General features: G+C 33.9%; 19 protein-coding genes and 1 pseudogene. All 20 read left to right on the top strand.

The genetic code is table 11. From position 1 onward, the window contains the following. Positions 1-2 precede the first annotated feature (2 nt). Positions 3-404 (top strand): hypothetical protein, encoded by a 402-nt coding sequence (locus HMPREF3237_RS04315; RefSeq protein ID WP_257365021.1) that lies wholly within the window; start codon positions 3-5, stop codon positions 402-404. Between the two features lie 11 nt (positions 405-415). Beyond that, a complete protein-coding gene (locus tag HMPREF3237_RS04310; protein WP_070888959.1) occupies positions 416-889 on the top strand; it encodes an SMI1/KNR4 family protein in 474 nt (157 codons plus the stop codon). Between the two features lie 65 nt (positions 890-954). After that, positions 955-1356, top strand: coding sequence for a hypothetical protein (locus HMPREF3237_RS04305; RefSeq protein WP_070888958.1), 402 nt, complete (start codon positions 955-957; stop codon positions 1354-1356). A 44-nt stretch (positions 1357-1400) separates the two neighbouring features. Further along, positions 1401-1760: a hypothetical protein gene (locus HMPREF3237_RS04300; protein WP_070888957.1), complete on the top strand. Its 360-nt coding sequence runs from the start codon at positions 1401-1403 to the stop codon at positions 1758-1760. 18 nt (positions 1761-1778) lie between these two features. Next, complete coding sequence (locus tag HMPREF3237_RS04295; RefSeq protein ID WP_070888956.1) at positions 1779-2180, top strand: hypothetical protein; 402 nt, start codon at positions 1779-1781, stop codon at positions 2178-2180. Continuing rightward, the gene (locus HMPREF3237_RS04290; RefSeq protein ID WP_070888955.1) at positions 2153-2503 is read left to right on the top strand and encodes a hypothetical protein; all 351 of its coding nucleotides are present in this window, start codon (positions 2153-2155) and stop codon (positions 2501-2503) included. The genes HMPREF3237_RS04295 and HMPREF3237_RS04290 overlap by 28 nt, the downstream gene beginning before the upstream one ends. Before the next feature lie 24 nt (positions 2504-2527). Further along, a complete protein-coding gene (locus HMPREF3237_RS04285) occupies positions 2528-3013 on the top strand; it encodes a hypothetical protein (RefSeq protein ID WP_070888954.1) in 486 nt (161 codons plus the stop codon). A gap of 63 nt (positions 3014-3076) precedes the next feature. Next, positions 3077-3667 (top strand): hypothetical protein, encoded by a 591-nt coding sequence (locus HMPREF3237_RS04280; protein WP_070888953.1) that lies wholly within the window; start codon positions 3077-3079, stop codon positions 3665-3667. 21 nt (positions 3668-3688) lie between these two features. Beyond that, the gene (locus HMPREF3237_RS04275; protein WP_070888952.1) at positions 3689-4120 is read left to right on the top strand and encodes a hypothetical protein; all 432 of its coding nucleotides are present in this window, start codon (positions 3689-3691) and stop codon (positions 4118-4120) included. Positions 4121-4302: 182 nt separating this feature from the next. Further along, positions 4303-4725 (top strand): hypothetical protein, encoded by a 423-nt coding sequence (locus HMPREF3237_RS04270; protein ID WP_070888951.1) that lies wholly within the window; start codon positions 4303-4305, stop codon positions 4723-4725. 16 nt (positions 4726-4741) lie between these two features. Next, positions 4742-5383 (top strand): annotated as a pseudogene (locus HMPREF3237_RS04265) (DUF6572 domain-containing protein); the annotation flags it as partial. A gap of 801 nt (positions 5384-6184) precedes the next feature. Further along, complete coding sequence (locus tag HMPREF3237_RS04255; RefSeq protein WP_016466169.1) at positions 6185-6652, top strand: hypothetical protein; 468 nt, start codon at positions 6185-6187, stop codon at positions 6650-6652. Next, the gene (locus HMPREF3237_RS04250) at positions 6649-7524 is read left to right on the top strand and encodes a DUF4299 family protein (RefSeq protein ID WP_070888950.1); all 876 of its coding nucleotides are present in this window, start codon (positions 6649-6651) and stop codon (positions 7522-7524) included. Before HMPREF3237_RS04255 ends, HMPREF3237_RS04250 begins: the two co-directional genes overlap by 4 nt. 208 nt (positions 7525-7732) lie before the next feature. Next, a complete protein-coding gene (locus HMPREF3237_RS04245) occupies positions 7733-8287 on the top strand; it encodes an NAD glycohydrolase inhibitor (RefSeq protein ID WP_070888949.1) in 555 nt (184 codons plus the stop codon). A 40-nt stretch (positions 8288-8327) separates the two neighbouring features. Next, positions 8328-8579, top strand: coding sequence for a hypothetical protein (locus tag HMPREF3237_RS04240; protein WP_016465731.1), 252 nt, complete (start codon positions 8328-8330; stop codon positions 8577-8579). Positions 8580-8648: 69 nt separating this feature from the next. Beyond that, the gene (locus tag HMPREF3237_RS04235) at positions 8649-9083 is read left to right on the top strand and encodes a hypothetical protein (protein WP_070888948.1); all 435 of its coding nucleotides are present in this window, start codon (positions 8649-8651) and stop codon (positions 9081-9083) included. Between the two features lie 32 nt (positions 9084-9115). Next, entirely contained in the window at positions 9116-9775 is a 660-nt protein-coding gene (locus HMPREF3237_RS04230; protein WP_070888947.1) for a DUF6572 domain-containing protein, read from the top strand. A gap of 156 nt (positions 9776-9931) precedes the next feature. Continuing rightward, entirely contained in the window at positions 9932-10810 is an 879-nt protein-coding gene (ifs, locus tag HMPREF3237_RS04225) for an NAD glycohydrolase toxin immunity factor (protein ID WP_070888946.1), read from the top strand. Positions 10811-11054: 244 nt separating this feature from the next. Further along, a complete protein-coding gene (locus HMPREF3237_RS04220) occupies positions 11055-11900 on the top strand; it encodes a hypothetical protein (protein WP_373879055.1) in 846 nt (281 codons plus the stop codon). Between the two features lie 46 nt (positions 11901-11946). Then, positions 11947-12420 (top strand): hypothetical protein, encoded by a 474-nt coding sequence (locus HMPREF3237_RS04215; protein ID WP_070888944.1) that lies wholly within the window; start codon positions 11947-11949, stop codon positions 12418-12420. Positions 12421-12478: the final 58 nt, after the last annotated feature.

Here is a 12478-nt window from a genome sequence, read left to right as displayed (position 1 = left end):
TGATTTCGTTAGCACTAGAATATGTCCAAAATCAGTCAGAAAAAGTATACATTTATTGCATATCTGAAGAAGCATTACTTTCTTTTGATGTTTTTTATAAAATTAATGGAATTGTGACAAAAATGCACGCAGTGAATGAAATTATAAATAAAAAAGTAGACACTTCAAAAAATATGATGGTAGCAGTACAACGCTTTGGTCTTGAAGATATACAGAAAATGCTTGATGTGTGCCAAGAATACAATCGCGAACACCCAACTGAGATGTGGTTGATTTATGATGTACAGAAAAACAGCCTTGATAGTCGCTATAGCTATGAGGGGCGCTATGACAAGGATGAGGAATTAATTCCACGTCTAGAGTTTGAAAAATGGTTTGAGGAAGTAAAAAACAAGCAACTATAGGAGAAGAAGCTATGCCCCAACAAGATCAATCAATCATCTATCCTTTGCCAACTGATGCGCTATTACAGGAAAGAGAAGTAGCGTGGAAAGTTCGATTACCTGACGATTATAAGAATTTTATAATGAGAAAAAATGGTTTTCGTCCTCCTAAAAATTTATTTTCTTTAAAAAATAGGTCATTTTTGATTGAAGGATTCTTGTGTGTATTAGAAAACACAAAAGACAATCCACTAGGCGTGTATGACATTGATGTTGTAATGTCCCAACTGGATGAACGTTTGTTTGTCCATGAAGATATTTTGGGGTTTGAGTTGGTCCCCATAGCAGCATTGTTCGGTGGCGACTTTCTTTGTTTAAATTATATAGAGGATCCCGAAAATCCAAGCATTTGTATCTGGTACCACGAGGAATCATACGAGCTAGAACCTGCTATAGAGTTTGTAGCTGATAGCTTTACAGAGTTTTTAGCTATGTTACAAGATTAGCGGTGTGATGGCTGGATATTGATTTAGAACGAAAACGTCGAGGATTGTTAAAGTGAGGCCTATAAATGAGTGAACTTTACTTACCAATAAGAGATAGTCTAGGCTATCAGAATGTTAAACAAGCGCTAGAGCGAGTTTTTTCGATTAATCTTGATACGATTACGATTAATGAAGGAGAAGATGAAAATTTTAATTTTCCCTTCGTGTATAAGGGTTATCATATGACGATGGGGATATCATCAACCGGTAAAAATAGGCAATTAGAAGCTGGAGAGGGTGGCTTGTTTAACATTTGGTTCACCCAAGCTGATGAACAGAGATTTTCCATTACCTTTTTATCTAAGATAATCGATGATAAGAGTATCAAAAGAGTGTATGGACGTGATAGAAAGTCAGTCGAACGAACCTTGCAAATATTGAAAGACTTTCTAGATTCAGATAAAGCAGCAGTTTTATTAAAGAATTGACCAAATAGATTTTAAAGAATGATGTCTTTGAGGAGAATAATATTATGGAATTAAATGAAATAGAGAAGATGCTAGAGCTCGCAAGAGAAACTAGAAAGCAAATAAGGAAGGTATTTGGAGAAAGAGTGGATACGATTACTGGTTACGATTATGTTGATGAAACCAGTCATCAAACTTTTAAATTAGACTTTGAGGCTTACGATTTTTTCGCAATTGAATTTGATTATGAAAATGATCTCTGTGAATTCTTTATTGTTTTATCGAAAGAAGTGAAGCTATCCCTTACTAAAGAGCCAGCTGTATATAGCCAAATAACAGATTGGGATAGTTATTTAAAAGGAATCAAGGATGAGCTCGAACTCCGGATTCCGGACAAGTTTTTAAAAGCAAAGGGATGGCTATAAAGAATAGAAGGAGTTTTTATGGAAGAGAATCAAATATTTCAACTAGCATTGGAAACTAGTGAAAAAATCAAAAGGGTATTTGGTGAGCGTATCACTGAGCCAAAAATTGTGGATGTTGTTGAGTACTTACCGTATCAGCGATTTGGAATTCGGTTTGTTGCGTATGATTATTATTTAATATTCTTCAACTATGATAGAGGATTTTGTAGCTTTTCTATTTTTGTAGGTGAGCGATACGGAGCCTCTTTGAATGGTGGTAAAAGTATGGTCGGCTTTGGTGAAATAAAAGATTGGGATAGCTACTTAAAAGAAATTATGGCGGAAATCGAGCTTCATATTCCCGACAAGTTTTTAAAGGCTAAGGGATGGTATAAAAGAAGAGGTATATTACAATGTTTGAAAGTGAAATGGATATTTTAGCGGATGAATTCTGCGATATATTGGATAGAGTTTTTGCCAAGCGAATTGGAACATTTTGTATATACGATATAGTTGATGAACCCAGTCATCAAACTTTTAAAATAGATTCTAAGGCTTACGATTACTTCGCGATTGAATTTGATTATGAAAATGATAAGTGTGAGTTCTTTATTGTTTTAACGAAAGAAGTGAAGGTGTCAATCACTAAAGTGCCGGTTGTATTCAGCCAGATATCAGATTGGGATAAATACTTAAAAGGAGTTATGGATGAGATTGAACTTCGCATTCCAGACAAGTTTTTAAAAGCCAAAGGATGGTTGTAGACTGGAACTCGTAGGGGATAAAATATGTACGCGGTATATAAAGGTATTAGATATTCAGCTGAACAATTTGCTGGTGAAAGAAAAATTACATTACATAGCAAATCTCAAGATGAAGGCTTTGAAGCATATGTTTCTAAAATAAGTGGTCGAGTGTTTAAAGATCATTTTGTCAAAAAAGTCAAGATGGAAGAGCTAGACTATCTATACAGTATTCATTATGAGATTCAATATAAGGGGCATTCTTTTTATGTTAGTAGTGGAATGATTCGAAGGAATATTGAGAAAGATTGGTTTGAAATAATACCAAGCGCCAACCAAAATGAAATAAAGGATGAGTTGGGATTCAAGCAGATAAACAAATTAGAATGGGCAAAAGAGATTGGTCGAAAAGACATTGAAGTCTTAAAAATAGTCGAAACACCTTTAGGAATCTTTAAAGATCAGGGAGTTAAGGTCAAAAGTTTAGAAGGCCAAGATATTGATGATTTTTTAAATTCTATTGAACAATAATGTTTTGATGCTGACGTTTAATCCTTATTAAAAAAATATGTAACTCCGTGCGAGGAAATGATAATGTTTGATAATGAATATATTGGTAGTTTGAAAAGGTTTATCGGTAATATTGAAATTGTTTCAAGAAATAACAAGTTGCAGATATATGATAATGTGGATATTATTTATATTCTAGAACAAAGAGAAGACGAATTTGTTATTTCACTAAATGAAAGAGGGAACATTTTAGACTACTGTAAAATTCGTAACAAGGAGTTGGCTCAACTCTATTTTGCTATCTTTGTTAAGAGAGGAGTTACAGATTTTGAATTCCCACTAATGACCTTAATAAATGATATAGTGGATATCGAAATATTGAAAGAATACTTAAATAGAGAAGAGCTGGATGACTTTTATTCGGTTGATTCTAGGACTAAAGAAAAAATAAATTTTTCTTCAGAGTTAAACAAGATTTATTACGTAGATGCAAGTGACAATGAATACAATCTATTTTTCCAACCAAACAGAATACTTCAAACCTTCTATGTATCAATTGTAAAATTAAAAACTATTAAGGAGTGGTTGATTCAACTGAATGATGTTAGTGGACTAGGAGATCAATATGAGGCTACTTTGATAGGGTATAGTTCAGAGGGGATTGAGAAGTTTTAATACTTAAATAGGAATAATTAAATGCTAATAAAATTAAAAAACAAAATTGAATCCGAAGTTTCAAAAATTGGAAATATAAAATTAGGTGAATTTGGGATTCATTTTTCCGAACAACCTCCTTATTTTCCAGAAGGAATTTCTATAATAGAAGATGGAAGTGGGAGATATAATCTAGTTTTTACTGAACGAGAGAGAATAACATCCGAGATTTCTAAATTAGATGATAATGAAGTAACTTATCAAATTTTAAAGATTATCATTAAAAATATTTCCTCGCAAAAGATTGATGAAAAGGATGCAGAATTAATTGTCAAATTGATTAAAGATAAAGAATTTGAGAAAGTTAGTCAAATAGTTGAGATAGTACAAGAGAATAGATATCAATACGAAAAGGAATTATTTGAAAAGGTCAGTCCGCTATATACTTTATGGTTTGAAAAAGAGCATTCATAATTAGTATAATATCGTTCTTGTTTCAGTTCATAACCCAAGAGTTCCAAGCGGAAATGAAGAATCTGCTTTTGATGGCTTTTGGAAACCAGGAGGGCAAACCTTCCCAAGAAATATGCCAGAAGCAGTCATTGACGAAGTTCCATGGGGAGAATTTACAATTAGAAAATTAGGAGGCGATTAAAATGAGTTTAACTAAAATAACATGGGAAGAGTTTGATACCTTTGAAAAGATTGAATCACCAAAAGGATATGATTTTCGAACACATGAAGGGAAATACTATACTTTTGGAGAGTTTGGAGTAGCTTCAGTTCGTCGTATCTTTGAGATTAATCCTTCTGATTTTAACGAATATTTATTAGGCAGGAGGACGGCAAGTGAAATTGATTTTAAAGCGGAGACCGATCGTTGGCCACCGACGGAGGAAGAAAAGAAAGCTAGTGAAAAACGATTTATAGAAGAGAGTCCTACATCATTAATTGATTTACCTGAAACTAGAGAGTTATTTACTCAGGAAGAGCTTGAAAGATTAATTCCAATTGCTGAGCAAATGTGGATTGACTGGAGAGGCAATCTTCCAGACGATTATGTATCGCCATCGAAATAGGCAGAGAAGGATGAATATGACAATAATCAAAGGAAATGGGTTTATTATAACTGAAGAAAATGGCAATTACACAATGTCTTGGATGACGGGAGGATTTCAAGATAGAGAAGTTACTTATCCACTAAGTAAAGAATTAGTAGATAAAGCTTTAATGTCAGAACAGGATGCTTTCGAGGTTGAGCTATTCTTACAAACTGGAGAATGGGTGACTAAGGAAAGTAAAGAAGTAGCTAGGCAAAATTACTTTAGATCCTCACCGGTTCGTATTTTGGTAAATCCATCATCTATTAAACGATTGTTTGCCAATCAAGAATTTGAAGAACTGTTACAAAAAGCAATTTCTTCAGAGCTCAAACCAACTGAACTTGACGCTATTGGTGTTGTAAAGAGTCATTTAGAGCTTCTTCTGGTGGATCCAATTGGCTGGGAGGAAGAGATAGAAGCAGTCCATCTGGAAACTCTGCAAGAAAAAATTAATAATTACATTTACTTCCTCGAAAGCAAGCAGTATGTGGCACGATACGGCGATAAGTTTGACAAAAAAGTCATACATATCACTTTCCAATATTCCCCATCTGATAATGGATTGGCCTTTCTCGCAACTGTTCAGAAGACATTGCAAAATACAGATATGAGCTTGAAGGTAGAATTTCCTGATGATGAAACTTTGACAGAGAAGAAGAACTTATCAGTAAATGTAAGTCATCCCAATCATGATCAAGAAAAGGTATCTCAAGAGCGATATCTCCAGATTAAAAAAGAATATAAAATTCGCTTAGGATTAGTGATATTTCTATTTACTATATTTGCAATACTAAGCATAGTACTCATTTTTAACCTTTCTAGATTTATCCCACTTGCAGCAACAGCTATGGGAACAGTTGTGCCTTTTAATCACTTTCTACTTGTCCCAGTTTGGCAAGAGAAAAAAGCGATTGAAGAAGAACATCCTGAATGGAAGAACCTTAACACAAGTGGAGTCAAGGTTCCCTCATCAGAATCAGATAAAAAGATCTTTCCATTTATTGGAACAGTTCTGGCCTTATTCTTCTCTTTTGCGATGTTGTATAGACCTGTTAAAGTAAAAACGAAAGTTCCTACTGCTGAGGAAATTAAAAATATGCCTAGATTTGACAATAACTATACTCCAAATTCAAAAAGTAGTTCGTCCTCTGAACCAGAGTCTAGGACGACAACATCAGATTTGAACGAGACCTCTTCAACTGAAGAAAGTACACAAAGTCAAACTTCAAGTAAGGAGGATCAGAATTACCCTTACCATATACCGGGAATGAGTGATGAGGAATTAAAGAGGGTCATTGATAAAACATTGAAAGATTTCAATGAGAAACGGGAGAAAGAAGAAAATTCAGAAAAGACTGAGTCAGGAAATGAGTGATGTAAGTACGGAAAATTTGTTGTTGTGAAGATGGTATGATGGAATACGTGGAGGGATAAAATGCGTAAAGAATTTCTAGTTTACCAAAACAAAGTATATTCTAATTTTGTGAATTATATAAATGATTATATCCTGCTCTCGGAAGATCCAGCGATGTTGGAAGAAGGCTACGTTCCCTATAGTAATTTTGAAGATGAAGTCGAAGATGGGGTATATGGGAAGCTTATTTCTTATAGTGAGGTTAGTCAAAGGTATTCGGTTTATGATCGTGTCCTTTATAAAGGTCAGGAATTTGCAATGGCTGGTCACAAGCGTGGAGATGATGATTTTACAGCACCCGATTCTTATGTGCGAATATTGGTTTCTGATAAAGAATTTTTAAATGAAAACAATATAGCAGATGGTGCGGAATTGATGGATGATAAGTACGGTCTTATCACGTATGCATCAGGAAAAATCCCTGTCAGCGAAGTAACGATTCTACGTCGTAGAAAGGATTTGCCAGTAGACCGAAGGAGAAAAATATGAAATCAGTTAATTTTACAATAAAAAGCAACCAATCACTAAGAATTGGTGAGGTGCTTCAAGCAGAACTTTTTAAATGTTACAGCGTTTCCGCTAAGGATGCAGGATTAAAGCCATCTGCAGACTCTCTTATTTCGGATTTCCATTCTGTTCAGTTTGGGGTCAAAGAGAAGTCTAGTTTAGGGTTCCGTCTATCTTTTGATGATCAAGCCTATCAGGTATCTGTTCCAGATTTGGCGACAGCTTCTGACTGGACTGGGGCCTTGATGTTCTTGAAAACATTGCTCCTTCTCTTAGATGTAAGTGTGTGCGAACATGATGGTGTTGAGTATGATAAAGATTCTATTCTAGAATTTCATTTCACAGATATTTTCTTATCAGCTCTTTCAGAATTGACCAAGGAAGTAAAAGTCCATCCAATAGTAGAAGTTATGGGAGTGAAACGTCCTATTTACATCAATGAACTTTACCTAGGGCAGATTATCCATGTACCGGATGATCAACTCTTAAATAGTTATGACCAGCGTTTGCGCTTTACCCAACAGCTAAATGCTTATTACTCTGAGCAGCAAGTTTTTAAAGTAGAGCAAAATGGTGAGGATATCATCATTCCTATCAACTATCTAAATAGTGAAGGACGAACAATTTTGCCGGCTCAACCAGAGCTAGAACCTCAATATTTGCAACAGTATCGAGGAAGTAAGGTTGCAGTTGCACGACTATTTATCATGACAGCTGATGGGGAAAAACTAGCCGAGGTTCCTTATCGGGAATTCTTAGAGTCGTTGACGGAAGGTATTTATATGCTGGATGCCAAGTATGTTCTGGTCGATCCAATTTCTCCTGAAATTTTGCAGAAGTTATCACAAAACTAATATTCTAAAAAACTGATTAGTCTGTTCATGTTTAAAAAGTTTACCATCTGATAGTTTTTCAGGTGGTTTTCTTTTTCCCCTAAGTTCTCCATTTTATTTTTTATGTATTTATTTTATGCTATAATAAGACAAAGTTTTAATCCCATCATTCAACAATAGACCGAGTAAATACCTAGAAATAGGCAGAATTAACCAATGGAGTAAATAAATGCAGACATATAAATTAAAAAATAAAGAGAATTATAAATATTTTGTCAAACATTATCTAGAGGTGATGAAGGAAGGAAGAGAAGCAGAAGCATTTCTTGGAGAGGATATTAGGTATCGTTTTCAACAACGCAACTCAATGATAACAGAATACACTGATATTCAGGTGTTGATGGAATATTGTTTATTCCCTCTATATGTAGAAGGTGATAAAGATATAGAGAGAAGGACATTTGAGATATTAAAAGAGTTCTCTTTAAGTATTGATGAAAAGAAAATATGGCAAGTTACAGAATATTTATTGCTTCAAGATTTTATACTGGCGGAATATAAGCCTCTTCCTTTTGAAATTGATACAAGAAAATTAGTTCCTCTTATACTTGATACAATAGAAAAACTTCCTAACGAGTTAAAAACTAGTGGATATTATGCTCGATTAATTGGAAATATTAAATCAATTCCTTCTTTCAAGTATTATGAGGTGGAAAAGGTAGAGAAGATTCTTAAGGAATTCAAGGAAAAATACTACAATCCACCTAAAGTAGTAGAACTATAGCAAACACCATAGTGAATGTGAGAGTTGTGGAGAATTTTAAATGACAAAACAAGAATTAGTAGATTTCATTAATAAACAAAGGGATAAGATAGGGATATTTCATATTGCGCTTAATGAACGATTTGAAGGACAATTTACTTTGGGCTACTATTACGATGAGAACTCTAAACAATATATGGTGTATGAGATTAATGAGCGCCAAGATATTTGGATTAGAGATAAATTTATAAATGAAAATGATGCAATAGAGCGACTTTTTCGTTTGATAAAATCAACATTTTGGATAAAATAATCTCATATATAGTTAGACGTTTCAGAAATAGAATGATTAGAAATAATAAAACAATGTAAAAGGTGTTGTATGACAACAGAAATTCAACAATACAAAAATTGTACGATATTAAAGAATAATAATGATTATCAGATTCTGTGGAGTAGAGGGAAAGAAGTGCTTAACTTTCCCATTAGCCAGGAATTAGCAGAACGTGTTTCAAAATCAGACAAAGATTCTTTAGAAGTAATGTTTTATTGTGAACATCATCGTTGGCCAAAGAAAGATGAGTTAGAACATTATAATCAATCGGATACGATTGTACATAGAGGCAATGGATTTATTGTATATGAGACAAACGGCTATTACGAAATCAGTTTCTTTAAAGAAATTGGCGGAGCCATGGGGCCAGAGGTTTCCTATCCTATTTCTAAAGAACTGATGGATAAAGCATTTGAATCTTCTAGGGGAGCATATGAAGTCATGATTTATGCTGAAACAGGGCACTGGCCTATAAGTGATTAGTAAATAGGTTTCAAATAACAAAGGTGATTTTAATGAAAGTAATTTATTTAAGCAAAAAAGATATGTTGGAAATTTGTCAAGATGGTGATAAGTATTTCTTGCGTTATCCAACTTTTAATATTACCATGCCAGAAGTAGTTCAAGAAATCCCCAAAGAAGCTGCAGATAGTTATATGTCGGGAGAACATACTGGTAAAGAGTTGATGAATTATGCAGATTATGGTTTTTGGAAATCTAAAAAGCAATATACACAAGAAGAGTCAAATAAAATTTTTATACGAAATAACCCTGATTTAATTTTTAATGATTTACCTGATAACAAAAAAATATTTTCTCCTGAAGAATTTACTCAAATTGCCACCCAAGCCATCGCTTCAAAATTGAAACCTAGCGAACTTGACGCTATTGGAGTTGTAGATAGTCATTTAGAACTTCTTCTGGTGGATCCAGTCGGCTGGCAGGAAGAGATAGAAGCAGTCCATCTGGAAATTCTGCAAGAAAAAATTAACAATTATATTCACTTCCTCGAAAGCAAGCAATATGTGGAGAGATACGGAGATAAGTTTGATAAGAAAGTCATCCATATCACCTTCCAGTATTCTCCATCTGATAATGGACTAGCCTTTCTTGTAGCAGTTCAGAAGGTATTGCAACCAACGGATATGAGCCTGAAGGTGGAATTGCCGGAGTAATAATAAAGGGAGAGGAAATGATCTCTTGATTTTTTTCTATCTGCGATTGAACGTCAAGGCTATTATGAAATCAAAAATCCACGTGTCTATAAACCAGGCACTAATGAAATTATTTCGGTTGAAGGGTTTTTTAGAATTAACCAATGGAGTAATTAAATGAAGACATACAGACTAAAAACAAATACCGAGTGGGATGTTATACGGTATAAAAAAGCAATTGAAAAACACAGGGAACTTGATGCTTTTTTAGGAATTGACCCCGAGTATAGAATTGGTCATCGTGATTCATATTATCAAGATATTACGGATGTGCATATTTTGTTAGAATATAGCCTTTATCCAATTTATGTAGAAGGAGATTTTGATATTCCAGATCGAATTTTGGATATTTTAAAGGAGTTAGCTTCTAGACAAGATATTATACATTTGTATCAAGTTGTATCATTTATCAAATACCAAGAAGATTTATTAGAAGAATATGATGTTTTACCTTTTATCATTGATGTGGAGAACATAGTACCTATCGTTCTTGAAAGCATTTATAATCTTCCTAATGAGAAAAAGGTTGATTATTACCGTAATATTTGCAGTTTAATTGATTCTATGGAGCTTTTCAAAAGTTGTGATAAAGAAAAAGTAGAATATATTGTTAATGAGCAAAAGAAAGAAGAAAATAAGAATAGAAGAAAAATTAAATCAATTGCAGAAGTATGGCCAATTGAACTAGACGTTACAAGTATCGATGCGATGGGTGTTTCAGATGACCATCTAGAGTTGTTGTTGATTGATGAAAACAAATGGATTGAGTCATTAGAAGAGGAACATCTCTTGAAACTTCAAGAAAAACTCAACAACTACATCTACTTCCTCGAAAGCAAGCAGTATGTGGAGCGATATGGTGATAAGTTTGACAAAAAAGTTATCCATATCACATTCCAGTATTCTCCATCAGACAACGGTCTAGCATTCCTCGCAGCTGTTCAGAAAGTGTTACAACAGACTGATATGAGCTTGAAGGTAGAATTACCAGAGTAAGAAAGGGAGCGGAGACGCTCTCTTTTTGTGATATAATAGACATAGATTTATTAGCTTAGAGAAGAAATGAAAAAGAGTAAATTTGTAGAGTTTTTATCCATATCTATTTAACTCGAAATAAGGAGGTTGTGAAATGCGTCTTTTACTATCTGCAATTGTGGTTGGTATTATATTAAACTTAGCAAGAAAACGAAATAATATTCCAAATTCCAAAAGAAGTAAGGATATAAAAATTGCAATAATAATGGTCTGTATCCTTATTGCTATTAGTCCTGTTCTTATTTTAATGGAAATGTGGGGGCTATTTGCCCATGCAAGTCGGAATGAACTTGAGCAAGCAGTGCATCGCTCTTATGAGAACTACGGTCTTACAGGACAGTTTGAGTTAGAAAAATATGAAAAAAACTATACAAGTATAGGAGGATATCTAATCCATGGTACGTATAGTGAAAATATAGCTGGTAAAACCTATCAGACTAAGACTTTTTTTAAATACTATACTCGTCCTTCAGAACATAAAAATTATAAAAAAACAGATGCGGAAGTGGATTATAAACAAAACAAAAAAATTTATCGAACGTTTCCAGAACTAGCCTATCTAGGAATTGAGATTAGTCCAGGCACCAGTGAATTTTTGAAAACATTAGACACTTCAATAACAGATCCCAAAATGACTGATTTGAAGTACGAAGGGATTGATTTTCAATTTAATAGTAAATCTGGTAATATCCACTTTTATGATGAAATCTTGGAGGAAAATAAAAAAAATGGACAAGCATTACAAGGGATGTATCCCATGAATGCTCAAAAGCTTTTCCAAAACGATATTTTTATACCAGAATTTCAATTTCGATATTACATTCCAGAAAACAAGAAAGATCAGTTATATGATGCTTATCTTAAAGACCTTGAATCGCGAATGAAGGAATTCTTTAACAATCAACCCTTACCAAATGGACTATATGCTGTAAAGATTGATAGATATGAAGGGGATAAACTTGTTAATAATAGCGGTGGCTATTATGTGAAGATTGAGAATCATCAAGTTGTGAAGTTTATCAAAGATTTACAGCAGGAGTCACTGGACTAATGCTTTTCAGCTGTATAGAGTTTTGAGAAAAGAGGTAATATGTCAGATGTCCCAAGAAGAATACCTTCGACTAAAAAAAGAATATAAGATTCGACTAGTATTAGTAATAGTTCTATTCGTCTTATTTTCTATACTAGACATTGTACTGATCATAAATTCCAATAGATTCATTCCACTACTCGCTACAGCAATGGCTACAGTTGTGCCATTCAATCATTTTTTACTCGTTCCACTTTGGGAAGAGAAAAAAGCGATTGAAGCAGAGCATCCTGAGTGGGAAGCTCTCAGTACGAGAGGATTCGAGGTATCCTCTTTAGAAGCGAGTAAACGGAACATAGCAGCTATTGTGACTATTATTGCCTTGTGCTTTTCGTTCGCTCTACTCTATAGGCCTGCCAAGGTATACCAGAAGGTACCTACTATTGATGAACTAAATAACCTTCCCAAGATTGAGAACAATGGTATTCCTAAACTTGATGGTAAGAAAATTCCCAAATTAAAAAGGAAATCTGAAGAGTAATTTATATTCAAAAAAGCACCCCAGAATGATATGCCCCCTGTCAAGTAGACAGGTAAAA

This window comes from Streptococcus sp. HMSC34B10, from assembly GCF_001839505.1.
In the GTDB taxonomy this organism is placed as follows: domain Bacteria; phylum Bacillota; class Bacilli; order Lactobacillales; family Streptococcaceae; genus Streptococcus; species Streptococcus peroris.
Note: the sequence above shows the minus strand (reverse complement) of the source record. Positions and strands in the feature narration are given on the sequence as shown.

What these genes read in the sequence shown, in the direction of transcription:
- ifs (WP_070888946.1), top strand. Translation starts at nt 9,932, where the DNA reads ATGAAGACATACAGACTAAAAACAAATACCGAGTGGGATGTTATACGG.
- HMPREF3237_RS04300 (WP_070888957.1), top strand. Translation starts at nt 1,401, where the DNA reads ATGGAATTAAATGAAATAGAGAAGATGCTAGAGCTCGCAAGAGAAACT.
- HMPREF3237_RS04280 (WP_070888953.1), top strand. Translation starts at nt 3,077, where the DNA reads ATGTTTGATAATGAATATATTGGTAGTTTGAAAAGGTTTATCGGTAAT.
- HMPREF3237_RS04275 (WP_070888952.1), top strand. Translation starts at nt 3,689, where the DNA reads ATGCTAATAAAATTAAAAAACAAAATTGAATCCGAAGTTTCAAAAATT.
- HMPREF3237_RS04270 (WP_070888951.1), top strand. Translation starts at nt 4,303, where the DNA reads ATGAGTTTAACTAAAATAACATGGGAAGAGTTTGATACCTTTGAAAAG.
- HMPREF3237_RS04250 (WP_070888950.1), top strand. Translation starts at nt 6,649, where the DNA reads ATGAAATCAGTTAATTTTACAATAAAAAGCAACCAATCACTAAGAATT.
- HMPREF3237_RS04305 (WP_070888958.1), top strand. Translation starts at nt 955, where the DNA reads ATGAGTGAACTTTACTTACCAATAAGAGATAGTCTAGGCTATCAGAAT.
- HMPREF3237_RS04285 (WP_070888954.1), top strand. Translation starts at nt 2,528, where the DNA reads ATGTACGCGGTATATAAAGGTATTAGATATTCAGCTGAACAATTTGCT.
- HMPREF3237_RS04215 (WP_070888944.1), top strand. Translation starts at nt 11,947, where the DNA reads ATGTCCCAAGAAGAATACCTTCGACTAAAAAAAGAATATAAGATTCGA.
- HMPREF3237_RS04245 (WP_070888949.1), top strand. Translation starts at nt 7,733, where the DNA reads ATGCAGACATATAAATTAAAAAATAAAGAGAATTATAAATATTTTGTC.
- HMPREF3237_RS04290 (WP_070888955.1), top strand. Translation starts at nt 2,153, where the DNA reads ATGTTTGAAAGTGAAATGGATATTTTAGCGGATGAATTCTGCGATATA.
- HMPREF3237_RS04240 (WP_016465731.1), top strand. Translation starts at nt 8,328, where the DNA reads ATGACAAAACAAGAATTAGTAGATTTCATTAATAAACAAAGGGATAAG.
- HMPREF3237_RS04220 (WP_373879055.1), top strand. Translation starts at nt 11,055, where the DNA reads ATGGTCTGTATCCTTATTGCTATTAGTCCTGTTCTTATTTTAATGGAA.
- HMPREF3237_RS04255 (WP_016466169.1), top strand. Translation starts at nt 6,185, where the DNA reads ATGCGTAAAGAATTTCTAGTTTACCAAAACAAAGTATATTCTAATTTT.
- HMPREF3237_RS04310 (WP_070888959.1), top strand. Translation starts at nt 416, where the DNA reads ATGCCCCAACAAGATCAATCAATCATCTATCCTTTGCCAACTGATGCG.
- HMPREF3237_RS04235 (WP_070888948.1), top strand. Translation starts at nt 8,649, where the DNA reads ATGACAACAGAAATTCAACAATACAAAAATTGTACGATATTAAAGAAT.
- HMPREF3237_RS04295 (WP_070888956.1), top strand. Translation starts at nt 1,779, where the DNA reads ATGGAAGAGAATCAAATATTTCAACTAGCATTGGAAACTAGTGAAAAA.
- HMPREF3237_RS04230 (WP_070888947.1), top strand. Translation starts at nt 9,116, where the DNA reads ATGAAAGTAATTTATTTAAGCAAAAAAGATATGTTGGAAATTTGTCAA.